General features: G+C 71.5%; 19 protein-coding genes. 8 read left to right on the top strand and 11 right to left on the bottom strand.

Translation table 11 applies throughout. The features are described from left to right. Window positions 1-25 precede the first annotated feature (25 nt). Entirely contained in the window at window positions 26-2,290 is a 2,265-nt protein-coding gene (locus OG584_RS21450; protein WP_405780105.1) for an MMPL family transporter, read from the top strand. Between the two features lie 107 nt (window positions 2,291-2,397). Next, the gene (locus OG584_RS21455) at window positions 2,398-3,102 is read left to right on the top strand and encodes an HNH endonuclease family protein (RefSeq protein WP_405780107.1); all 705 of its coding nucleotides are present in this window, start codon (window positions 2,398-2,400) and stop codon (window positions 3,100-3,102) included. Window positions 3,103-3,199: 97 nt separating this feature from the next. Here OG584_RS21455 and OG584_RS21460 read toward each other — a convergent pair whose 3' ends face one another. The 8 genes from OG584_RS21460 to OG584_RS21495 all read right to left on the bottom strand — a co-directional run bounded on the left by OG584_RS21460 (window position 3,200) and on the right by OG584_RS21495 (window position 14,055). Beyond that, window positions 3,200-4,354, bottom strand: coding sequence for an MFS transporter (locus tag OG584_RS21460; RefSeq protein WP_405784208.1), 1,155 nt, complete (start codon window positions 4,352-4,354; stop codon window positions 3,200-3,202). Between the two features lie 100 nt (window positions 4,355-4,454). After that, entirely contained in the window at window positions 4,455-4,949 is a 495-nt protein-coding gene (locus OG584_RS21465) for a GNAT family N-acetyltransferase (protein ID WP_405780109.1), read from the bottom strand. Then, a complete protein-coding gene (locus OG584_RS21470; RefSeq protein ID WP_405780111.1) occupies window positions 4,950-6,185 on the bottom strand; it encodes a type III PLP-dependent enzyme in 1,236 nt (411 codons plus the stop codon). It abuts the gene before it with no gap. After that, the gene (locus tag OG584_RS21475) at window positions 6,175-7,482 is read right to left on the bottom strand and encodes a DUF6271 family protein (protein WP_405780113.1); all 1,308 of its coding nucleotides are present in this window, start codon (window positions 7,480-7,482) and stop codon (window positions 6,175-6,177) included. The genes OG584_RS21470 and OG584_RS21475 overlap by 11 nt, the downstream gene beginning before the upstream one ends. Beyond that, window positions 7,464-8,528, bottom strand: a complete 1,065-nt coding sequence (locus tag OG584_RS21480; RefSeq protein ID WP_405780115.1) for a phytanoyl-CoA dioxygenase family protein — start codon at window positions 8,526-8,528, stop codon at window positions 7,464-7,466. The genes OG584_RS21475 and OG584_RS21480 overlap by 19 nt, the downstream gene beginning before the upstream one ends. 369 nt (window positions 8,529-8,897) lie before the next feature. Then, window positions 8,898-10,400 (bottom strand): glycoside hydrolase family 3 protein, encoded by a 1,503-nt coding sequence (locus OG584_RS21485; RefSeq protein ID WP_405780117.1) that lies wholly within the window; start codon window positions 10,398-10,400, stop codon window positions 8,898-8,900. 321 nt (window positions 10,401-10,721) lie between these two features. After that, the gene (locus OG584_RS21490) at window positions 10,722-12,458 is read right to left on the bottom strand and encodes a thiamine pyrophosphate-dependent enzyme (RefSeq protein WP_405780118.1); all 1,737 of its coding nucleotides are present in this window, start codon (window positions 12,456-12,458) and stop codon (window positions 10,722-10,724) included. A gap of 13 nt (window positions 12,459-12,471) precedes the next feature. Further along, window positions 12,472-14,055: an FMN-binding glutamate synthase family protein gene (locus OG584_RS21495; protein ID WP_405780120.1), complete on the bottom strand. Its 1,584-nt coding sequence runs from the start codon at window positions 14,053-14,055 to the stop codon at window positions 12,472-12,474. A 255-nt stretch (window positions 14,056-14,310) separates the two neighbouring features. On the opposite strand from OG584_RS21495, the gene OG584_RS21500 reads away from it, so the two are divergent. From OG584_RS21500 to OG584_RS21520, 5 genes are read left to right on the top strand one after another with little or no spacing between them, the layout of a single operon-like run. Next, entirely contained in the window at window positions 14,311-14,499 is a 189-nt protein-coding gene (locus OG584_RS21500) for a hypothetical protein (protein WP_405780122.1), read from the top strand. 10 nt (window positions 14,500-14,509) lie between these two features. Continuing rightward, on the top strand, window positions 14,510-15,196 hold the full coding sequence (locus OG584_RS21505; protein ID WP_405780123.1) for a hypothetical protein: 687 nt from the start codon (window positions 14,510-14,512) through the stop codon (window positions 15,194-15,196). Beyond that, window positions 15,193-16,239 (top strand): DUF6895 family protein, encoded by a 1,047-nt coding sequence (locus tag OG584_RS21510; protein ID WP_405780125.1) that lies wholly within the window; start codon window positions 15,193-15,195, stop codon window positions 16,237-16,239. The genes OG584_RS21505 and OG584_RS21510 overlap by 4 nt, the downstream gene beginning before the upstream one ends. After that, window positions 16,236-17,201, top strand: a complete 966-nt coding sequence (locus OG584_RS21515; protein ID WP_405780127.1) for a DUF6895 family protein — start codon at window positions 16,236-16,238, stop codon at window positions 17,199-17,201. The genes OG584_RS21510 and OG584_RS21515 overlap by 4 nt, the downstream gene beginning before the upstream one ends. Then, window positions 17,198-18,298: a serine hydrolase domain-containing protein gene (locus OG584_RS21520; protein WP_405780129.1), complete on the top strand. Its 1,101-nt coding sequence runs from the start codon at window positions 17,198-17,200 to the stop codon at window positions 18,296-18,298. The genes OG584_RS21515 and OG584_RS21520 overlap by 4 nt, the downstream gene beginning before the upstream one ends. A 48-nt stretch (window positions 18,299-18,346) precedes the next feature. Here OG584_RS21520 and OG584_RS21525 read toward each other — a convergent pair whose 3' ends face one another. After that, on the bottom strand, window positions 18,347-19,213 hold the full coding sequence (locus OG584_RS21525) for a class I SAM-dependent methyltransferase (RefSeq protein ID WP_405780131.1): 867 nt from the start codon (window positions 19,211-19,213) through the stop codon (window positions 18,347-18,349). 332 nt (window positions 19,214-19,545) lie between these two features. On the opposite strand from OG584_RS21525, the gene OG584_RS21530 reads away from it, so the two are divergent. After that, complete coding sequence (locus OG584_RS21530) at window positions 19,546-20,094, top strand: winged helix-turn-helix domain-containing protein (protein WP_405780133.1); 549 nt, start codon at window positions 19,546-19,548, stop codon at window positions 20,092-20,094. Here OG584_RS21530 and OG584_RS21535 read toward each other — a convergent pair whose 3' ends face one another. Beyond that, a complete protein-coding gene (locus OG584_RS21535) occupies window positions 20,095-21,018 on the bottom strand; it encodes a class I SAM-dependent methyltransferase (protein WP_405780135.1) in 924 nt (307 codons plus the stop codon). A gap of 107 nt (window positions 21,019-21,125) precedes the next feature. Continuing rightward, window positions 21,126-23,684, bottom strand: a complete 2,559-nt coding sequence (locus OG584_RS21540; RefSeq protein WP_405780137.1) for a YfhO family protein — start codon at window positions 23,682-23,684, stop codon at window positions 21,126-21,128. Window positions 23,685-23,773: the final 89 nt, after the last annotated feature.

Consider the following 23,773-nt stretch of genomic DNA (forward strand, 5'->3'; position numbering starts at 1 on the left):
GATCTCCGCACCTCCAGGGGAACGCATGAGCGCGCAGAACGGTACGGGCACGGGAGCGACGGCGGCGCCGGGAGCAGCGGGCGCGCGGGGCCGGCTCCAGCGGCTCGGGGAGTGGTGCGCCCGCCATTTCATCGTCGTCATCGTGGCCTGGCTGGTCGCGCTCGGAGCGCTGCACGCCCTCCAGGGCGCCTTCGGCGGCACGTATTCCGACGACTTCTCACTGCCGGGTACGCAGTCGAACAACGGCGCGGAGGTGCTCGGCCGCCACGACCCGGCCGCGGGCGGGATCGGCGCGCAGGTGGTGCTGCACGACGGGCAGAAGTCCCTGTCCGGCTTCCAGAGCCAGATCGACCAGACCGTCGGCTCGCTGCAGAAGCTCCCGCACGTCCTCTCGGCGGCGAACCCGCTGCCCGCCTCGTCCTCGTCGCCGCCCACCGGCGCACTGTCGTCCGACGGGAAGACCGGCTACATCACCGTCCGGTTCGGCGCCAACCCCACCTCGTTCGGGACGTCCTACCTCCACGGGGTGGACTCCGCGGTGGCGCCACTGCGGAAGGCGGGCGTCGAGGTCGAGTACGGCGGGCCGCTCGGTGAGCTGGCCCGGCCCAAGGCCGCCGATCTCACCAGTGAGGCCATCGGGTTCGCGGTGGCCGTGGTCGTGCTGCTCATCGGCTTCGGCAGCGTCATCGCCGCGGGCGTCCCGCTGGTCACCGCCCTGATCAGCGTCGTCGTCGGACTGAGCTGTCTGGCTCTGCTCGCCGCCGCGTTCACCTTCGCGAGTGTGTCGCCGACGCTCGCCACGATGATCGGGCTCGGCGTCGGGATCGACTACGCGCTGTTCCTGATCACCCGTCACCGTCAGCAGCTCATCGACGGCGCCGACCCGGTCACCGCTGCGGGGCGGGCGGTCGCCACCAGCGGCCGGGCCGTCCTGGTCTCGGGCTGCACGGTCGTCGTCGCGCTGGCCGGACTGTATGTGTCGCAGATCGGCTTCATCGGCAAGCTCGGGGTCGCGTCCGCCGTCACAGTCGTCACCGCGGTGATCGGCGCCATCACCCTCGTACCGGCGCTCCTCGGGCTCGCGGGGCGCAGGATCGACCGCTACCGGGTACGCACGACGGTCGCCGAGGGCGGGGCGGTGCCTGCGGCGGGACAGGCCGTGGAGGGTGCGGGGCAGGGCGACGGCTGGCACCGCTACGCGCAGCGCGTCGAGCGCCGCCCGTGGTGGTTCCTGGTGGCCGGAGTGGTCATCGCCGGGGTGCTGGCGATTCCGCTGTTCTCGATCCGGCTCGGCCACATCGGTGACGGAGCCGACCCCAGCAGCTTCACCGACCGGCGGGCGTACGACCTGATCGCCACCGGCTTCGGGCCGGGTGCCAACGGCCCGCTGACCCTCGTCGTCGACCAGAGCAAGGTGCCGTCCGGTGACCGTTCCGCGCTGGCCGACAGTCTCAAGAAGGCGCTCACCGGCGTCCCGGGCGCTGCCAGTGTCAGCAGCCTCGCGCCCACCAGCGACGGCCAGGTGCTGACGGGTACGGCGGTCTCCCGCACCTCCCCGCAGGACGCCGGTACCAGCACGCTCTTCAAGGACCTGAAGAACACGGTCCTGCCCGGCGCGGTGGCCGGGACCGCCGCCACGACCTATGTGACGGGTACGACCGCGGCGCAGGAGGACTTCCTGGACATCATCGCCGCCCGGCTCCCGCTCATCATCGCGGTCGTCGTCGCGGTCGCCTTCGTCATCATCCTGGTCGTGTTCCGCGGGCCCCTCGTGGCGCTCAAGGCCGCCGTGCTCAACCTCCTGTCCATCGCGGCGTCCTACGGTGTGGTCGTCGCCGTCTTCCAGTGGGGCTGGGGCGGCCCTTCGCTGGGCGTCCACGGCACGGTGCCGATCGAGAGCTACGTCCCGATGATGATGTTCGCCATCGTCTTCGGGCTCTCCATGGACTACGAGGTCTTCCTGTTGTCGCGGGTGCACGAGGCCTGGGTGCGCACCCGCGACAGCAGGGGCAGCGTCGCGCACGGCCTGGAGATCACGGCGCGGGTCATCAGCTGCGCCGCACTCATCATGGTCAGCGTCTTCGCGGCGTTCATCCTCAGCGACAGCATCGTGGTCAAGATGCTCGGTCTCGGCCTGGCCGTCAGCGTGCTCATCGACGCGACGGTCGTCCGGCTCCTGCTGGTCCCCGCCGTGATGACGCTGCTCGGAACGGGCGCGTGGTGGACGCCGCGTTGGCTCGACCGGGTGCTGCCGCACGTCGACACCGAGGGTCGGCAGAGCGGGGGCTGACGGGGCGCCGGCCCGTCCTGGTGTTCGCCAGGTGTGACGGAGGGCGCCCGGGGCAGCCGTACCTACGATGGTGCGGTCACTCCCTCTATCCGCCAGGACGGCTCTCCTTGATACGTACGCGCTCCGCCCTCCCCGCGGCCCTGGCCGTCGCCGCCGCACTCGCACTCGGCGGCTGCAGGAGCGGCGACCTGGCCTCGCCCGGTTCGTCCTCCGGTGCGCCCGCCGGGCCCGCCGGGAAGGCGGCGCACGGCTCCGCGCTAGCCGCAGCCGATGCCCTGACGGTCAAGGGCCGTGCGCCCAGGACCGGTTACGCGCGGGACCAGTTCGGCAGCGCCTGGTCGGACACCGACCACAACCACTGCCCGACCCGGGACGATGTGCTCAAGCGCGACCTGCGGGACGTGCGCTACAAGAGCGGCGACTGCCAGGTCGCCGGGGGAACTCTGGTCAAGGACCCCTACACCGGGTCGACGGTGAAGTTCGTGCGCGGGCACAGCAAGGTCGACATCGACCATGTGGTGGCGCTCTCCGACGCCTGGCAGAAGGGAGCGCAGCAGTGGGACAGGACCAAGCGGACCGACCTCGCGAACGACCCGCTGAATCTGCTGGCCGTCGACTCGTCCACCAACCGCAGCAAGGGCGACGGTGACACGGCGACCTGGCTGCCCGCTTACAAGCCGTCGCGGTGCCCCTACGTCGCCCGGCAGGTGGCCGTGAAGAAGAAGTACGCGCTGTGGGTGACCGGTGCGGAGAAGGACGCCATGAAGCGGGTTCTCTCCGGCTGCCCGTCCCAGAAGCTGCCCACCGGCTGACCCCTGTGCCCGGACACCGGGACGGCGCGCCCGGTGCCCGGGGCCGGCTCCGCTCCGGCAGCGGTGCCGGAGCGGAGCCGGAGCCGTCGGTGTTCTCTCAGGCCCCGTTCCCGGTCACGGGCACCCAGCGGATCTGTGTGGCGCACACGGAGACCAGGACGGCGGCGGCCGCCACCGCGCCCATGCCCCACACCAGACTGCTGGCGTTCGCGATGAAACCGATCATCGCCGGTCCTGCCAGCAGGCCGACGGTGCCCATCGCGGCGACCAGGGCCAGGGCCTCGGGGCCCTGCCGCGCGGCGGCGACGTACACACAGGGCGTCACAGCCGCCACACCCAGGCCGACGCAGGCGAACCCGGCCAGTGCCGGGACCACGCCGCCCACCAGCAGGGCGACGGCGAGTCCCGCGCCGGCCAGCACACTGCCGGCCAGGACGATCCGCCCGTCGCCCCAGCGGGTGCGCCAGCCGTCGGCGAAGATCCGGGCCAGCACCATCATGACGGAGACGACGGCGATGCCCATCGGGGCCACAGACGACGCGGCCTTGAGCACGTCCTTCATATAGAGCGCCGACCAGTCGTTCATGGCGCCCTCGGTCACGGTGCCGAACGCCATCGCGCACCCCATCCACACCGTCATGCGCGACGGTACGGACAGCCTGCGGCGGCTCTTCTTCTCGGTCTTGGGGTCCTCCGTCAGCAGCCCCGTCTGCGCGAACGCGACGAGCAGGAGCAGGATCGCGGCTGCCGCACCGAAGTGGGCGGCCAGCGACGGGGTGAGCGTGTTGACCCCGGACGCCAGGAGCGCGGCGCCCAGTGAGCCCGCGCTGAACGTGGCGTGCAGCTTGGCCATCGCCGTTCGCCCGTGGGCGACTTCGAGCGCGGCGCCCTGCGCGTTCATGGCGACGTTCAGACAGCCGACGGCGATTCCGTCGCAGCCCACGATGACGACGGCGACCGGATAGTCCGGCACCACGGCGAGCGCCAGCAGGAGCAGCCCGAGACAGAGCGCCGACAGGGACGCGAGGCGGCGGGAGCCCAGGCGCTTCATCAGCACGGTGACGAGCGGGAAGGAAACCGCCGCACCCGCGCCGCACGCCATCAGCAGCAGGCCCAGTTGCGCTTCGGTCAGATGGAGCTGCGCCTTGAGCGTGGGGAGCCGTGAGGCCCAGGTGCCGTACTGGAACCCCAGGAAGCAGAAGAGCGCGGCGATCGCCACCTGCGCCCGGCGGAACGGATCCCGCAGGCGGATGAGCCGGAGCGGATCCCGCGGTCCGCCGGTGTCCGGGCCGGAGTCCGGGCCGGTGTTCCCGGCCGTGTCCTGGCCGGCTGCGATGTCTTGGTGGGTCACTTCATACCGCCTTGGACATGTAGACCGCGTTCGTCCCGTAACTCCCGGGGAGCGCGACGTCGCGATGGGCCGCGTATCCGTTCGCCGACCAGAAGGTCTCGCTGCCCGCGACGGAGATCAGGGAAATGCGTTCGTGCGTCTTCGACCGGGCGGTCACCGTGAGGTGGTGCAGGAGCCGCTTCGCCAGCCCTCTGCCCCGCAGGTGTTCCGCGATGACGAGGTCGTGCAGATGGAGATTGCGCGACCGGAAGACGGTCCGCTCCGCCCGCTTCAGGTCGGGGTACTGGAACATCGGGTACGGCAGTGCCAGCAGGTAGCCCGCTGTCTGCCGGTCGATGCGCAGTACGAAGCAGGTGGCCGGTGAGGGACGGGCCCGGGACTCCAGCGCGTCCCGGCCCTCCGAGAGGTCGTCGGCGCCGTACGTGCGGGCTTCCAGCGCCGCGATGCCGTTCCAGTCGCCGCCGGATATGTTTCGTATGCGAACGTCCTGGCCCATTTACCGCAGACCCTTCATGGCTGTCCGGGCAGGAGCTGTCCCGGTGCCCGGCGGCAGCCCGCCTACCACGGTGTACGGCGGCGGGCTGAAGCCGTTGAATCCCTGCGTCGCGTAACTCGTGGCGTAGGCACCGGAGGAGAGGATCCAGACCGGATCACCTGATGCGACGGATTCGGGGACCTCGACGAGCTGCTGCCCGTGGGCGTGGGCGTAGGCGTCGTCGCTGTCGCAGGTGGGGCCCGCCACCACGGCGGGCACCGTGGCGGCCCCCTCGTGGGTGGGGAAGTACAGCCGGTACTGGAGCTGGTCCATCTCGTACAGGCCGTTGAACTTCCCGCAGCTCAGATAGAGCCAGCGCTGCCGTTCACCGTTCAGCTGCTCCCTCGTGGACAGCCGTGCCACATGGGCCCGGATGGCGCCGTGATCGGCGACGAGGTGGCGGCCCGGCTCCATGACGAAGCCGAGAGGCGATTCGGATACCGCCCCGAGCCGCTGCATGCCCTCCCGGATCGCCGCGAATATCTTGTCCAGCGGCGGATCCAGCGGCGTGCCGCGGCTGTCCAGGTATCCGAGTGCGGGCAGCCCGCCGCCGAGATTGACGTGGTCGAGGAGGATCCCCCGGTCCCGCAGCCCCACCAGCACATCAGCGAGGCTCGCGAACGCGCTCTCCCAGGCTTCGGCCGTCATCTGCTGGGAGCCGACGTGGACGGACAGACCGGCCGGGGTCAGGCCCGCGTCCCGGGCCGCCTCCATCACCCGCAGGGCATCTGCGTCCGAGCAGCCGAATTTCCGGCTGAGCCCCCAGAGCGCACCCTCCCCGCTGGTGGCGAGCCTGCAGAACACCCGGGCGCCGGGGGCGTGGGCGGCGATGGCCGCCACGTCCTCCACGCTGTCGGTCGCGAAATCCCGTACGCCGAGGCGGTAGGCGTCGGCGATGTTCCGGTCGGACTTGATGGTGTTGCCGTAGTGGACGGTGCCGACCGGCACGCCGGTCCCGAGGGCCCGGACGATCTCGTTGGGACCGGCGGCGTCGAACCCGGCGCCGATCTCCGCGAGACAGTCGAGGACCTCGTCCACCGGGCAGGCCTTCATCGCGAACCGGACCGCGACGCCCGGCAGTTCCCACGTCAGTGTTTCGTAGCGTTCCCTGATTCCCGCGAGGTCGAAGACGATCCGGTCCTCGTCGGCGGCTGACAGAGCGGCGCGCAGCGACGGATTCAGCCGGCTAGTGCCCATGGACGCCCGCTTCCCGGCAGGCCCGCACCAGTGGGCCCCACGCCTCGATCAGCAGCGCGAAATCCTCCATGTCCTGCTGGGCCTCGTTGAGCAGCTGCCCGCCGCGTGACGACAGGGCGTCGGCGAACCCGGCGTATCTGCCGCCGAGCTTCCGGTAGGACCGGTCGATGCTGCGCAGGCGCTCCTCGTTCTCCTCGCGGTCCAGCCAGCTGCTCTCCCGGACGTATGCGACGAGTGTGTCCGCGCGGAGGCGGAGATCTCCGTCGAGCAGTGAATCGCCGGCCGCGGCCATCCTCCGGTAGACGCAGTTGAAGTACAGCATCGACAGGAAGAACTTCACCAACCGCGTCTGGTACGCCGTGAATCCGGAGTCGGTGCGCCGTTCGCCGGTGTAGAAGTTCACGATGTTGCGGTTGTGCAGGACGCCGGGCAGCCCGGCGTCGTGGACCAGGTGCATCAGGAAGTAGTCACTGCCGATGGTGTCGGTCGCCGGCGGCAGCGGGATGCTCTCGTACACCTCGTGGTGGAAGCTGATGTTGCACATGTCCACCCGCATGGGGTCGACGAGGCCGAGGGCCGAGTGATCACGGGTGAACGCGGTGGTGCCCGCTCCGGTGAAGGCTTCGGCGACCAGCTCCCGCTTTGCCTCGTCCGGCCACTCGCGAGGGGCCCACAGGCTGACGACATCGTGGTAGACGTCCTGGTCGATCCGGTGCATCTCGCCGACGTCCACGGACAGTTCGCCCACGAAGGAGCTGCCCACCAGCGAGACCGGCCGCTGCTCGTGGGCCGGGTCGAGGAGGGATTCGGTCACGCCGTCCACCGCGTCGGCCGCTCGTTTGCCGAGGGACATCAGCTCGTGGTGGATGGGGTACACCGGCTCGCCGTCCACCGTCTGGTAGGTGCTGTCCGAGTCCCTGCGGTGCAGTGAGCGGCAGCCGAGCGCGGCGGCGAACAGGAAGGCGCGGTTCGTGCAGGCACCGTACGAGACCCCGGCGGGCAGCATGAGATCGAGCAGCAGATCGGGCTTGGGGGCATCGATGCGGCTGATCATCTTCCGCAGGAAGGCCCGCTGCTGGGCTTCGTCCAGGTGGTGCACGACCACCCGTGGGGACCCGGTGGCAGCGCCGGCGGCCTGCGCGTGCTCGGCGAACTCCTGGTCACCGGAGGAGTCCAGGATCAGCAGGTGCACCTCGACGTCGAAGTGCTCGGTCGCGTAGTGCGCCTCGGCCCGCATCGCCGAAATCGTCTCGGCGCAGGCCCTGTTGGTGGGGAGTGTCAGACAGATTCTATGCATTCCAGTTCTCCGGTCGACCCCTCGGCGTTCCGTCCGCTCCAGGACTCGAGTCCCAGGAGCTTCGCGCCGAGGTCGCTCAGTGCGGCGCTGCCGTACCTGAGGGATTCGTGCTGAGTCGCGTCGCCGACCAGCGTCTTGTTCCAGTCAGGGGTGCTCAGACTGCGCCAGGATTCGACCCGGGAGTCCCGCATCGCCCGGTGGGTCTCCAGGGCGGGCATCATGGAGAGGTACTGCACGGCGCGGACCCCGCTCCGCGAGATGTTGCGCGCCACTCCGTGCGCGAGCAGGCCGTTCCAGATCAGCAGGTCGCCCGCTTCGAGTTCCGGCTGGACGACGGGGAACTCCGCCCGGTCGGTGCCTGGCCTGATGGGGTCACGGTCGTCGGGCTGAGCGATCCTCCACCGGTCGAACCGGCGGAACAGCTCGGGTGAGCACTGGAACCCGCCCCGCTCCGGCTCGCTGTCGTTCAGCGCGATGATGCCCTGGACGCGCTGGGGCAGCACGCTGAGTGTGGTGTCGACGTCCCAGTGGAGCTCGATGTCGAAGCCCTTGTCCGTGGGCGCTATCAGCGCGCGGTCACGGTTCCTGACGTTCGGCGGGTTCAGGTTGAGACGGTCGAGCGTCACCCACAGCTCCTCGCAGTCCCACACGTCCACGAACGCGTCGTACACGCGCTGCGCCTGGCGGCTGTCCCAGATGAGCTGGTGGTGGTACGCCTCCACGAAGCCGTAGATGTGCAGTTCCCGGTCCAGGTCCGACCGGAACTCCCGTTCCGTGTACCAGGTCTCCGGCCGGTCCGGGTCGAGGCCCTGGAAGTCCCAGGTGAAATCGAGCAGTCGCCGCGCCGCCGCGGCGGGAATCGCCTCTTTCACGATGACGTAGCCGTAGGTCTGCCAGGAGGCGAAGTCCTCCTCGGACAGCACGCGCAGCGGCCGGGATTTCTTGATGTCCCGCAACGGTGTCTGCGCCAGGTACATCTCCCCGTCCGTACTGAAATAGGGGATGTCCGAAGAGGCTCGGTGCAGATAGGTGTCGGACGTAGACATGCAACCACTCCAGGTAGGGATGTGCTGGTTCTGAACGGATCGGGTGCGGCGGGCGGCCCCGGTACGGCGCCCTCACCGGCCGCGGGGTGTTGTCCCGTCCGCGCCGGGCCCGATCGGTACGCCTGCTTCCGGGGAGCCCGCAGCCGGTGGCCGGGCATCCGGAGAAGGGGGCCCCGCGGCCGGGCGGCGCGGGGCGGGGCCGGGCCGCGGATGCGTGCGGGCGGGCCGCGGGTACGGCGGCACGGTTGCGGGGGGCCCGGCCGCGCGCGGGGGTGTCGCCGCGCGGGAGCTGTGGGCGCCCGCCCGCGGGGCGGGATACCCCCGCTGCGGCGGGTGCGCCGGGCGGGAGTGGTCTGCGGCTGGCTGGGTTCAGCCCGCCAGCGCCTCTGCGGCGGCCACGCCCGACGCGGTGGTGGCCCCGTAGGTCGTGATGTGGACGGCGCCCTGTGTGCCGGAGGCAGGCAGGCCCATCTCGACCACGACGGAGTCGGGCCGGGCGTGCAGCAGGTGCTTGAGGGAGTCCGTCATCCAGGAGTGCCGGCAGGCGTCGCGCACCACGACGACCAGGGGCCGTCCGTCGGCCGGTCCCAGCGCGTACCGGTCGAGCGCGCTCAGGTCCGCAGCCACGTCCTCCTCGTGGATCCCGGCCGAGGTCGTACCGGCCAGCCGCTCGCGCAGCGGGGCCGCGACACCCCAGGGTGTCTCCTTGGCGATGGCGAGGTTCATCGTCGGGATGAGTTCCACGACGTGCGGTGCCGCCGGGAGCGGCAGGGCACCGTCCTCCGACACGGTCAGGCGCAGGGCGCGCCGGGCGGCCACGAAGCCGATGTCCGACTTGATCCGGTGGGGCGGCGCGGCGTGGAAGATCCCGTTCGACCAGGCGGAGAACTCCTCCACGCGTGCGACCGCTTCCCTGAGCCGTTCCTCGGGCAGCTCGCCGTCGCGGACGGCGGACACCAGGGCGGCGCTCAGCAGGTCGACCACCTCCGGGTCGGCGCTCTCGCCGCCGACACACACCGCGTCGGCTCCGCCGGCCACCGCCCGCACCGTGGCGCCGTCGATGCCGTAGAGCCCGCTGACGGCCCCCATCTCGATGGCGTCCGTGACGACGAGGCCGTCGAAGCCCATCTCCTTGCGGAGCAGGTCGACGAGGAGGCGCGGACTCAGCGTGGCGGGGAGGTCGGAGTCGTAGGCCGGGACGAGGAGATGGCCGCTCATGACGGCCCGCACACCGCTCTCCATCGCCGCGTGGAAGGGCGGGAGCGCCTGCTCCCTGACGACATCGGCGGACGCGTCGTAACGGGGCAGCCCGAGGTGGGAGTCCACCGCGGTGTCGCCGTGGCCGGGGAAGTGCTTGGCGCAGGCCGCCACACCCGCGGACTGGAGGCCGCGGATCCAGGCCCCGGTGTGCCGGGCGACCAGATCCGGTGTCGAGCCGAACGACCTGACCCCGATCACCGGGTTGTCCGGGTTGGAGTTGACGTCCGCGCTGGGTGCGTAGGTCAGGCTGATTCCGGCGGCGCGCAGCTCGTGCCCGATGTCGCGGGCGACCGCGGCCGTCAGGTCCGTGTCGTCGATGGCGCCCAGTGCCAGGTTCCCGGGGCGGGTGCTGCCGGTCAGCGACTCGATCCGCGTGACGTCGCCGGCCTCCTCGTCGATGGCGATGATGAGGTCGGGGTTCTCCGCGCGCAGCTGCCGGGTCAGCCGGATCAGCTGGCCCGCGTTGGCGATGTTGCGCGAGAAGAGCACTACGCTCGACAGGCCCTCACTGATCCGGCGGAGCAGCCAGTCCGGTGCCTCGGTGCCCTTGAAGCCAGGCTGGAGGATCTTGTAGGCGAGGTGCGTCAGTTCACTGCTGGGTGTGCTGGGCAAGGTCAGCCGGGCCTTCCTGGCGTGCCGATAGGGGACCGAGCCGCAACGCGCTTGGTCCAGACCAATTGGATAGTGGACTGGACCACGCGTCACGTCAAGTGCCCTCATCCGCCGCGGCCGCCCCCGCTCGCTCGGGGTGATTGCCCGTCAGTACCTCTGCATCTGCCCCGTAATGGGGCCCCGCCGCCCTGTCGGATGCGCACACGCGGGAGGTGGATTCCCCCGCCGGAGCAGGCGTGCGCCGGTGAACTCCGCTGCTGTCCCGCGGTGTTCACCGGCGCACGACATCGGCCGGACCGGCCGTGCCCGCCGTCTCGTCCGCTACTCGGTGCGGCCCCGCACGATCTCCTTCACCTTGGCCATCGCGAAGCCCCAGCCCTGTTCGACGGTCGGCTTGGCCGGTACGGCGATCTCGTCCGGGTTCGTCAGGACGTCCAGCAGGACCGGGCCGGGTGTACGCAGGGCACGTCCCACGGCGTCCTCCAGATCCTCCGGGTCGGTCACCCGGATCCCGGTGATGCCCATGGCGGTGGCGACGGCCGCGAAATCGGGGTTGTCGAGCTCCGTGCCGTACTCCGGCAGGCCCACCTGCTCCTGCTCCAGTTTGACCATGCCGAGCCGGCGGTTGTCGAAGACGACGAGTTTCACCGCGAGTTGGCTGCTCCTGAGCGTCATCAGGTCGCCGAGGAGCATGCTCAGTCCGCCGTCACCGCAGAAGGCGACCACCTGACGATCCCGGTCAAGACACTGCGCGCCGAGTGCGTGGGGCATCGCGTTGGCCATGGAGCCCAGGTTGTAGGAGCCGAGCAGCCTTCGCGCGCCGCGCATCTCGACGAAGCGTGAGAGCCACACGGTGGCCATACCGGTGTCGGACGTGAAGACCGCGTCATCGGCGGCCAGCCGGTCCACCACGGCGGCCAGTGCCTCGGGCCGGATGCCGTGGTCCGGATTGTCCAGCGCCGAACGGGCCCGCCCGACCGCCTTCTTGTCGTGCTCCGGGTCGGCGAGCCTGGCCTGGCCCTCGCGCCAGGTCTCGAAGTGCTTGCGCGCGTGGTCGAGATGGCCGCGGTCGCGGTCGCCCCCGGCGCCGAGGTGCTTGAGCAGGTCCCGCACGGTGGCACCCACATCGCCCACAAGACCGGTCTCGACCGGGACGCGCCGGCCGATGTGCGTGGGCTCGGTGTCCACCTGGACGACGGTCTTTCCCTCCGGATACCACTCCCGGTACGGGAAGTCCGTACCCAGGAGCAGCAGGGTGTCGGCGTCGTGCAGCGCCGATGCGGCGGCCGGGTTGCCGATGAGTCCGGTCTGCCCCACCTGGAACGGGTTGTCCGCGCCCTCGAAGCCCTCCTTCGCCTTCAGCGTGAGCACCATCGGCGCCGCGAGCCGGTCCGCCAGGGCCAGGACGTCCTCGCGGGCCGCGCGTGCGCCCTGGCCGACGAGCAGGCTGACCCGCCCGGCGCGGTCGAGCAGCTCCGCCGCGCCGCGGGTGGCCGCCTCCTCGGGCCGGGTCACCGCCGAACTCATGGAGAAACGCGCCTTGCGGTCGGTGGTCAGCTCCTGGCCGCCGATGTCCGCGGGCACGGTGAGGACGGCGACGCCCTTGTGGCCGAAGGCGTTCCTGACAGCGGTCTCCAGCATCTGCGGAAGCTGATCGGGTGAGGAAACCGTGGCCCGGAAGGCCGCCACGTCGGCGAAGAGGGCGTCGTTGTCGACCTCCTGGAAGGCGTTGCTGCCGATGTCGGCCAGCGGCACCTGTCCCGCGATGACCAGGACGGGCGTGCGGCTCTTGGCCGCGTCGTACAGTCCGTTGAGCAGATGGACGGAGCCAGGGCCGACGGTGCCCATGCAGACACCCAGGCGGCCGGAGAGCTGGGACTGGGCGCTCGCGGCGAAGGCCGCCGCCTCCTCGTGACGGCACCCCACCCACTCCACCCCGTCGGTGGTGCGGATGGCTTCGGTCAGGGGATTGAGGGCGTCCCCGACGACGCCGAACACCTGGCGCACGTCGAGTTCGCTCAATGCGTCCACGATGACGCGGGCAACGGTACGGGTCACAAGAGCCTCCAGCTCAGACGGTGAAGCGGTCGGGGTCGGCGGCCTGCCAGTCGGCGTCCCAGGACGCGGGGACCTCCGCGAGCAGCTGTCCGGGTTCCAGCCACTCGTACATTTCCTCGTAGGAGCGCAGGGTGTGCGGGTCGACGCGCCGCCGCAGCATGTGCGGACGCAGGCCGGCCGGCTCGGTCACGCCCATGCTGGCCATGATCTGCTGCGCGCTCTGCACGGTCGCCTGCTGCAGGCGCTGGACCCGGAGCGTCTTGTCCCCGACGTCCAGGGCGCGGGCCCGCCTGGGGTCCTGGGTGGTGACACCGGTGGGGCAGGTGTTGGTGTGGCAGCGCTGCGCCTGGATGCAGCCGACGGCGAACATCATCGCGCGTGCCGCGTTGCCGTAATCCGCGCCCTGCAGCAGCCGCTTGACCAGGTCGCCGCCGGTGGCGATCTTGCCGCTGGCCCCGATCCTGATCCGGTCGCGCAGGCCGGAGCCGACGAGGGCGTTGTGCACGGTGAGCAGGCCGTCGGTGAGCGGTGTGCCGAGCTGATCGGCGAACTCCAGCGGTGCTGCGCCGGTACCGCCCTCGGACCCGTCCACGATGATGAAGTCGGGGGCCGTGCCTTCCTCCAGCATGGCCTTGCACACGGCGAGGAACTCGCGGCGCGAGCCGGGGCAGAGCTTGAACCCCGTGGGCTTTCCGCCGGACAGCTCCCGCATCCGCGCGATGAAACGGACCAGCTCACGGGGGGTGGTGAAGGCCCGGTGGTAAGGGGGCGATGTGACGGTCCGTCCCTGCGGCACATCCCGTACACGGGCGATCTCCGCGTTCACCTTGGCTCCCGGCAGCACCCCGCCGATACCCGGCTTGGCTCCCTGCGAGAGCTTGAGCGACACGCATTTCACCTGGTCGTGGGCCGCCTTGTCGGCGAACTCGGACGCCTTGAAATCGCCGTCATCGGTGCGGCACCCGAAGTACCCGGTGCCGATCTCCCAGACGAGGTCCCCGCCGGGCCGCAGATGGTATTCCGACAGGCCGCCCTCGCCTGTGTCGTGCGCGAAACCACCGGCCGCCGCGCCGCCGTTGAGCGCGAGGATCGCGTTCGCCGACAGGGAGCCGAAGCTCATCGCCGACACGTTCAGCAGGGCCATGTCGTACGGCTGTGTGCAGTCGGGGCCGCCGATCCGCACCCGTGGCGGGGTCTTCGGTACCTCACGCGGCGCCATCGACGGCACCAGGAACTCGTAGCCGGTCCGGTAGACGTCGAGCTCGGTCCCGAAGGGCTCCTCGGCGGCCGTGCCCTTCGCGCGCTCGTAGACGATGCTGCGGGTGTCACGGTCGAAGGGACGCCCGTCGTAGTCGCGTTCCACGAAGTACTGCTGCAACTCGGGCCGCATGTACTCCAGCAGGAATCGGGCGTGCCCGAGGACGGGATAGTTGCGCAGCACCGCGTGCTTGCGCTGGACCAGGTCCCACACGCCGAGCAGTCCGAGCAGAGCGAGCGGCACCGCGGCAGCCAGCCACCACCATGAGACCCACCCGGCGGCTCCCGCGGCGGCAAGCGCCGCAAAGACCGTCAAACCAACACAACTGATTCGTATCACTCGGGACGCGTTGCCGCGTTCGGCGCTTCCACACCTGGGGGCGCCCCAAGGGACTCCCAAGGATCATCTGCGCGACGCCTCACCAGGCCTGCGAGCGGGACCCGCAAACCCCCTGTGAGCAGCGGGATTTCCTCTCCGTTCACTATTCAATTGAAGCCTTGATGAACCGGATTCCCGGCTCCCTTTGCGAGCGCCCCGTTCCTGCGTTTAGCTGGGACAGCAAGGAACGAATCCCCCATACGGATGGGAAGCGTTATGTACTCCACCGAAACGGTCACCGACCGCCTGGCAGAGGACCTCGATCAGGACGTCGAGGCCGCACTCAACCCGGGCGAAGCCGAAGGCGTCTTCCGCGACTCGCGTGAGTGCGCGGCCCTCGCGCTGGCCGCCGGCAGCGGATCGTTGCTGCTCTCGCCGCCGACTCCGCGCCCGAAGAAGGCGTAAGCAGTCGCACATGGACCAGTCAAGTGCTACCTCCCGCATCGCGGGAGCCGTGCGTGACCTGGCGTCCGAGGTGGTCTTCGCTCTGCAGAGCGAAGACCACCTCTCCACGGTCTGCGGCGCCGCGGGAATCGGCGAGGACGACAGGGCCGGGATCGCCGCGGTCAGGGTGATCGGTGCGGACCTGCTCCTGCCGAGTCTGCTGTACGGACGTGACCCGCACCCCGGTGACGTGGCGGTGCTCCAGCGTGCGGTGATCGACTTCCCGCCGCGGGCGGACGCCCCGGCTGCGACCGCCTGGAGCCACTGGGCCATGGAGTCGGCGCTCGGTGCGCCCCCGCCCAGCGACACCGTCGCGGAGCCCGATGCCGCGTGGCTGGAACAGGCCCCCTGGCAGGCGCTCACCCACCAGCTCTCCGTACTCGCGCCGCTCGCCAGGCCCGCGTCCGCGTCGGCGGTGAACCGCGCGGCGAGCAGCCGCCCGGTCGATGTGGCCCGCGGTTTCGTCCGCGCCGTACGGCGGCGCGACTGGCTCCAGGCAGCCGGGGCCGGCCGCTGGCTGGCCACGCTCGACGGGGTGCCCGACACCCTGGGCCTGGACGCCGGCCTCGACTTCGTCCAGCTCATGGGCGGTCAGGATCCGCGCGTAGCCCTGCACCTGCGCGCTGCCGGACTGATGAGGTCCGGAGCGGCGCGGTGACCGCCGGTCCCCAGGCCCCGCCGCAGCCGCCGGCCACCGCACTCGTGCACGGGGTCGCGGGCGCGGCCCTGGCATGGGCGCACGACAACCGCTCCGGCTTCGTACTCCCCGACGATGTGCTCGAACCCCATACGGGCGTCAACCGCACCATGAAGCCCCTCGGGGAACTGGCCCAGCTGTGCACCACGGTCCGCCGCCGCACCCGCCCCGGCGACCCCCACCACACCGTGGCCACCTCGCTCGTACGGTTCGCCTGGGAGCAGACCCGCCAGGGCGAACTGCTCCTCGACCTGGCTCGCGCCGAGCCGTTCGCCACGTACCCCTTCGAGATCTACGCCGCCTTCGCGGGCGACGGCCTGCGCCACCTGGGCTTCGAGCGCTTCGCCGGGGTCGTCGCGGGCACCCGCGGCTGGGCGCTCACCGAGCAGCACGCCAACCGCGAGCTCGGGGTGCTCAACTCGGAGCGGCGGATCGGTGTCCCCCCGCACACGGAGTCCGGCCCTGTCCTGCGGCGCACCTGGCTCGGCGGCCTTCCCGAACCGTGGACCTTCGAGCGGGCCTCCGGGTACGCCCTGACGCATGTGGTGTTCCACGTCACCGACTGGGGCAACGCACCGCACCGTATGCCGGACGACGTCGCCGGATACCTCCGTACGTGGCTCCCCGCCTGGATCGACGGCTGCCTGGAGAGCGGGCAGTGGGACCTGGGCTGCGAGCTGCTCGCCGTCGCCGCCTGCCTGCCCGGTCCGCCGCCGGCACTGATGGAGACCTTCTGGCCGGTGATCGCCGCTGTGCAGGACGGCACGGGAGCCGTCCCGGAGACCGGGCCCCCGCTCGTACGGGGCGGGGGAGACCAGCCGGACGGCGGGGGCGGCGGCCGGGACGCCGAAGCCCCCCGGCAGTTCCTGGACTGCTACCACTCGACACTGGTGACGGCCTTCGCGGCCGCCCTGACCCTGGCCCGGAACAGCCCGGAGGACCCGGACACCGGCACGGGTACGGACCTGGACCCGGCCGGCCGACAGAACGGAGGCGCCGTATGACCGGCGACCCGCAGACGGACGGCGTGGGCATCCGGCAGATCCACGACGTCGGATCACGCGCCCTGGAGTGGCTGTACCGGCACCGGGACGGCTTCCGTCTGGAGGACCACCCGGACCCGGAGACCGGCATGCTGGACCGCTTCAAGCCGCTGGGCGAGCTGGCTCTCATCGGGAAGGTCATCTTCCGCGAGGGTGTCGCGGGCTCGCAGCAGGCCGCGACCGCGCACAAGCTGCTCGACCACGCCTGGCACGAGCTGCTGGCCTCGGGCGCCAGGCTCGCGGAGGGCCAGTCCCACGAACCGATCTCGCCCGTGCCCTTCGAGGTCTACGTGCCGTTCAAGGAGCTCGGCTACAGCAACCCGGAGATCGAGGCCGCGGCACGCCTCAACCACCGCCTCGGCAGCTGGCAGGTCCTGGAGGTGCTCCCGGTCCGCAGGCTCGGACTCTCCGCGATGGAGCGCCGGTTCGGCCTCCCGCCCGGCCTGCCGCGGGACGAGGCGGCCGGCCGCACCTGGCTCGCCCACCGCCCCGAGCCGTGGACCGTGGAGGGACACATCGGGTACGACATCACCCACACGGTCTTCCATCTGAGCGACTGGGGTGAGAACCCGTCCGGGCTGCCACCGGACATCGCGGACTACCTGGCCACCTGGCTCCCGGTGTGGCTCGACGACTGGCTCGACCTCGGACGGTGGGACCTGCTGGGCGAGTTGCTCGCCGTCGACGCCTGCCTCCCCGAGCCGACGCTGGACCCGGCCGCCTGGCGCGGCTTCGCCGCCGCCCAGCAGCCCGACGGAGCGATGCCCGTCACCGGAGCGATGCCCGTCACCGGAGCGATGCCCGAAGGCGACCAGGAGGCCGTCTTCGACCTCGTCTACCACCCGACCCTGGTGGCCGCTTTCGCCTCCGCGCTGGCTGTCTCGCGCGCCATGGCGGACCTGGCCGCACCGGCCGCTTCATGACGGCCACGGGGCAGGAGACCCGGACGGTGACCGGGACGGCGGGCCGGCTGGCCGCCGCCGCGCAGGCCGTCGACGCCCCCGGCATCGTCATCGCGGTCAGCGACCGGGGACGCCGTACCGTCCACTGCGGCGGCAGCGCCCCGCCGCCGCCCGTCCCGCGCGACCAGCAGCGGTACGAGATCGGCTCGGCGTCGAAGACGCTCACCGGTCTCCTGCTCGCCGAACTCGTCCACGCCGGCCGCCTCGGCTACGACGACGCCGCGGCCCGGTACCTGACACCGGGGTGCGCGACACCGGACCACGGCGCAGCGCCCCGGACCGCAGCGCCCCTGAGCCCGGCGTGGCGTCACACCCGGCCCGGCAGCACGGCGACCCTGCGGCACCTGATCACGCACACCGCCGGACTGCCCGCGCTGCCGGCCGACTTCTACCCCCAGGCACTCCGCCGCTGGTCCACCGCCCCGTACGCGGACTACCCGGCCGAGCGCGTGGTGGCCGCCTTCCTCCGCAACCGGCCGCGCCACCGTCCGGGTACCCGCTGGCACTACTCCAACTTCGGCGCATCGGTCCTGGGCCACGCCCTGGCCGCTGCCACGGCCACCCCGTGGGAAGAGCTGATCGGCCACCACGTCCTGGCCCCGCTCGGCCTGACCGGCACCCGCCTGCACCCGGACACCGCGGGCGCGGACGGCGCGGACGCCCCCGGACACCGCCCGGACGGCGTCAGCCCCGTACCGGGGCTGGCCATGGGCGGCTTCCAGCCCGCGGGAGCCGTACGCGCGACCCCCGGCGACCTGCTCACCTACCTTGAAGCGCACCTGGACCCGGCCGGCTCCGCGGCGGCGGCCCTGCGCGCCGTCCGCCGGCCTGTGCTCCGGCGCGGCATCGGCCACCGCCACACGCACACCCTCACCTGGTTCCAGCACCCCTCGCCGCAGGGCCCGTTGTACTTCCACGCGGGGGCCACCACCGGCCAGCAGGCCTTCATCGGTTTCCGGCCCGACACGCATACGGCGGTGGTGGCCGTGGCCACGCGGCGTATCCGCATGCGGGACACCTTCGTCGCGACGGCGTACGCGCTCCTCAGCGAGGCGTGACCGGGCACCCCGAACAGACCGGGCACCCCGAACGGACCGGACGGGCGGTCAGCGGGCGAGCGTGGTGGCCACCAGCAGATCCTCTCCGCTCGACGGGCGGAGGCCGTCGGTCCGGCCGTCGAAGTAACGGTCGGCCAGCGTGGTTCCCGCCACGTGCCGGGTGTCATCGAAACCGGCATCGCGGGCCAGGGCCAGCATCTCCTGCGGGGTGTAGAAGCTGATGAACGGCGTACCGGACGCCTGGGCCTGCGGCTCGGTCGCCTCCATCGCGGGGCGGTCGGCAGCGTCGAGAAGGCCGGCCGGCAGCATGAACGTCATGGCGAGCGTCGACCCGGGGGCCAGCCCGGCGAGCCGGCGCAGCGTCGCGGCTGTGGCGTCCTTGGTGAGATACATGGTGACACCGGTGCAGACGACGACAGCCGGCCTTGCGGGGTCGAAGCCGGCGTCGGAAAGCTGTTCCCACCAGTCCCCGCCCGCCTCGAAGTCGACCGGAACCAGGCGCAGCCGGTCGGGGATCCCGTAACCGAGCTCGATCAGGCGCCGGCGCTTCCAGGCCTGGGTGTCCGGCTGGTCGATCTCGAAGACGCGCAGGCCCGCGGCGACGTCCGGCCTGCGCTGGGCGAAGGTGTCGAGTCCGGCGCCGAGGACGACGTACTGGGTGATGCCGTGGCCCGCCTGTTCGGTCACCAGGTCCTCGATGAAGCGGGCGCGGGCCACGATGGCGGCCCGGAATCCGCTCGTGGTGGCCGGGTCCATGTCCGGGCGGCGCTGCCATCCGTCGTCAGGGGCCGCCAGCCGCAGACCGATCTCGTCCTCGAACACATGCGGTGGCGGATCCGCCTGGACGTGCAATGCCCGCCAGAGGGCGACGCGCACCGCGCTGCTGTCCGGTACCGGGTTCTTCTCGTCGGCCACGATGCCGCTCTCCTTTTATCTTTTCCGTGAATTCTCCTTGAACTCAAGTCAGTGTGCCCGGCCGGGCGGCGGCTGCCCCGCCGGTGAACCGGGTCGCCCGTGACCTGCAACGCCGTGGCCCTGCGCAGCAGTTCCCCCGGACTGAGTAACCTCCACCATGCGGAGGTTACTTTCCGAACTCATCTCATCACGTGTAGTGTTTATCGCGCCCGCCGCCGATGCGGGAAAGCGAAGGCGTGCCGATGGATCGTGGTCCGGCGCCCGGGATTCGCGTCGGCACGGTCGTATTCCGCGACGTCTGCTCTGCACGCCCCGACGGGAATGAGTAGCCAATGCCCGCAGGCACTTTCACAGCAAACGGTTCGATCAGGACCGGATGGCACACCGTGTCGGGTCGTCCGCCGACCGACCCGGCGGTGACCGTCGAACCGATATCCCGTGGGCGGTGGGTGCTCGCGGCCCAGGGGTACGTCCCTGTGTCGGTACGCCAGACCTCTTCCGAGGTGCACCTGGTGTTCGCGCCTTCCCCGGGCCCCGACGCCGTTCCCGAGCCGGTGGCCGGGACGGCCGCACCGCCGGACACGTCTGCGGACCCGGTCCAGGTCGACCACGCCGCCCGCACAGTGCATGTGGCGGGCCGGCAACTGGAGCTGCCGCGACTGGAGTTCGACCTGCTGGCGTACTTCATCTCGCGCCCTCGGCACGTCCACGCGCGACACCAGCTCATCGCCGCGCTCTGGCCCGACTCGTCCGGCGGCGAGCGCACCGTTGACGTGCACGTCGCCCGGCTGCGCAGACGGCTCGGCCCGCAGTACCGCAAGGCCATCGCGACGGTCGTCGGCGTGGGGTACAAGTACGTACCGGCGCTCGCCTGTCCGTAGTCAGCCGCGCCGCTTCACGGAAGCGGCAGCTCTGGTGACGAACGGGGGCAGGACGCCGGCCGCGAACCGGCGCAGCGCCGGGCGGCTGCGCGGCCTCGCGGCGGGCACCCGAGGATGCGCGGCCTTCGGTGACGCCGGCTTCGCCGGTGCCTGATGCCGGGACGCCGGCTGCGGCGGGAGCTGGGCCTTCTTGCCGCTGATCCGGATGAGCGGTTCGCCCGCGACGGACTCCTCGCCGTGCCAGAGGTCGTCACGCGTCCTGAGCCAGGCCGCCAGGTCGGCCCGCAGTTCGGTGGGGTCGCCCCACGTCCCGTAGAGCTTGGTGCCCGTGATGCACAGGACGTGCAGACCTCCGCCGGTCACAGCCTGCCAGGCCGCGGCGGCCACACCGGGACAGTGCTCGGCGCGGAAGTCGTCCAGGACGACGACGCCGTGCGGATCGAGGACCGCGCGTGCCGTCACGATGTCCGCGCTGACGTGCTCGTACAGATGTGAGGCATCGACGTGCACGAAGCGGCAGCTGGCGTCGGGGACATGGTCGGACACCATCGATGAAAGGCCCTGCAGGACGGTCGGCAGCTCCTCGTGGAAGGACAGGTAGTTCGCCTCGAACGCCCGCCGGGTGAGCGTGGAGTACGACTTGGCCATCTCCGCCCCGTTCGCCGAGTCGTCGGCCGGGGCGTCGAACAGGTCGCAGACGGTGAAACGCTCACCGGGGCGCAGATAGGAGCCGGTGAAGATCGCGCTCTTGCCCAGGTATACGCCCACTTCCAGCAGGTCACCGGTCTCGGAGCGGTTCTTCTGCCGGGTCAGCAGCCAGTCGAAGAGCAACTGGTCCGCCGCGAAGAACCAGCCCTTCACCTCGTCGAGGCCGGTGGGGGCCGGGAGCTGCTCGTCGCCGGCCGGAGATGTGCTGCTGCTCATGAGGGATCCGTTCGAAGGTCGCTGAACCCGCCAGTGCGCCGGGCGCCGGCCGCGCCGTGGGTGCGCCGGGCCGCGCCGGTTGCCGGGGAGCCTTGCCGGTCCCGGTGTCATCGCGGTGAGGCCCACCCGTCCGCACTGTGAATGCGGGGTGCAAGGTCCGCATCTCCCGCCTCACACATGTCACCCGTATCGGCTGTATCTCCCGCGTCACCCGCACCGGGGCCTGATACGGGCCCCCGTGGAGTGCTCCGGACGCCGCGCCGCCGCCTCCGTATCCGTACGGCGGCCAGCGTCAGCAGCGCCGCCGCGGCCAAGGCCCCCACTGCCGACCCGATGCGCAGTCCTGGCGGCCGGAACGTGCAGCTCACGCTCGACGTGTCGCCCTTCAGAGGTACGGCGACCAGACCCAGATAGGAGCGTGCGGGGCGGTCGGCAGCGCTGCCCGTGCGGCACTGCCAGCCGGAGATGCGGGGCATCGCGAACACGGCCGTTCCCCGGGAGCCCGGGGGGAGCCGGGCGTGCACCGCGTCGTCGGTGACCTGGACCGAACGCGCGCCCGTGGCCCTCAGGCGGCTGACCGCCGTGGCCAGCTTCGTGGGTGAGAGACATCCTGTGGCGCCCTGCACGTGCGGGGTGACCGCCACACCGCCCGGCGCCCGCCCCATCGGCTGGAGCGGCGCGCGCCGGCCGCGCTGCCCGCCGCGCAGCTCCACGGGGTCGCCGCCGCCCAGCCGGGCGGAACCCGTGACGTACGGCGCGGAGTAGAAGACGTCACTGCCACGCGGGCACGTGTCCGCGTACGTATATAGGGGAGAGCCCAGCAGCAGTTCCTGGTTGCGGAACGGAGAGCGGCCGAAGTGCGGCACCGGGCCCGGTGGGCGGACGGTCACCAGCGGGGGCGCTGCCGCCCGCGTCACCGTCACGGCGCCGGCGCTCTTCCCGCCCGGCGCCGACCGTACCCGTGCGCCCACCGAGAAGATCGCGTCCGTCACCGGGTTGTCCAGCGACTGCATGCTGCGGCCGCGCGAGGTCCAGCCGTCCCCGAGCGCGGCCATCAGCCGGGTGTAGGCGTCCGGGGTCATGCTGCTGTAGTACGAGCCGCCCTCCCCGCCGACCAGCAGCGGATCGTTCCCGGTGGTCTGCTGACCACCCGGATCGGTCCGGTAGTGCGGCCAGCCGTCCGCCCCGGCGACCGCTGCCGCCTCCAGGTCCAGATGGTGGCCCCACGGCGGGTAGTCGTCGAACCGGTGGATCCTGACCCGGTCGGCGTACGCCGTCGTCGCGGCAGCCTGACCGGCCTGCGCCCCCACCAGCAGCAGCGCGGCCACGACCGGGCGCCAGCGACGCACCGGCAGTACGGGCGGCCGCCCGTCCGCCGCCCGCCCGGTTCTGCCCAGCAGCATCAGCCCCGCCACCACAGCGGCCAGGCCGAGCCCGAAGAGCGGGTACGTATATACGGTGACGGTCCGCGAGAAGCCCGCGAGGGCCGCCCCCGCAGCGAGCACCCCCACCCCGCCGGCCAGCGCCCGCCCGCGCGGCACCCCGTACGAGAGCGACGTCCAGGCCGCGATCACCAGCAGGCCGCTCAGGACGAACGTCTGCCGGTACGGGCTGCCGTTCGGCGTCGCGAAGAGGTGCCAGAGCAGATGTGTGGGCTTCCACTGCATCGACAGCCCGACCAGCACCACGAGCCCCGCCCATGCGGCCCGCTCCCGGCGCGGCACCGCCCGGTGGAAGGCCAGCGCGCAGGCGAGCAGCAGGGTGCCGGTGCCGAGGAAGAGCGCGGGTGTGGAGAAGCTGTACGTGGCCGGAAGCGTGCGGGCGAACACGTCCGTCCAGGAAGCGGGCGCGAAGTCCCGTGTCCAGCCCGGGTAGGCGTGCCGGGTCCCGAGGAAGACCGTGCAGAGCAGCGGCGCGGCGAGACCGGCACCGAGCAGCACCGTCCCGGCCGCCCGGAGCAGCACCCGGATCCGGCGGCGCGCCCCGGCCTCCTCCGCCACGACCAGGAGCCGGACCAGCAGCACCAGCGCCGCCCCGATGGTCGCCATGTACGCGGTGTAGAAGTTCGCGGTCCAGGCGAGCGCGACGACCACCGGCCCCAGCAGCGGTCTGCGCCCGCCCCGCACCCACTCGCCGACCAGACACAGCAGCGGGAAGGCGATGAGCCCGTCCAGCCACATCAGGTTGTACGACGCCTCCAGGACCGACCAGCCGCAGAGGGCGTAGGAGGCGCCGAGCAGACCGGCCGCCCACCAGCGGCCGGGGCGCAGCGTGAGGAGCAGGGACGTCATCGCCGCGGCGGCCGCCGCCATCTTGAGCAGCGTGACCAGGTACACCGCGAGGTCGATCCGGTCCTTCGGGAAGGCCGCGACGAGCAGCGCGAACGGGCTGCTCAGATATGTCCCGAGGTCCGGGAGGAAGGACGTGCCGTACCCCGACTGCCAGTTGAACAGCAGCCCGCCGTGTGCCCTGCCGTGCAGCAGATCCTGGAGGTGGGCGTGGAAGGGCACGTACTGGTTGCCCAGGTCGCTGATGCTGCGGTGGCGCGGGCCGTAAGGATAAATGCGTGCTGCGGCGTCTCCCGCGCACACGGTCAGTACGGTGAGCAGCGAGGCCAGTACGGTGGCGCGCAGACGGGGGGCCACGGCCGGACGGCGGGGTCTCATGCCCCGAATATGGCAGCGGATATGCTGAATCGGCCTGGAATATGGTGAGTTCACTCAGCCGTCGCCCGGACTTCACCGAGGACCGGCAC

Source organism: Streptomyces sp. NBC_00859 (assembly GCF_045161865.1).
GTDB lineage: Bacteria > Actinomycetota > Actinomycetes > Streptomycetales > Streptomycetaceae > Streptomyces.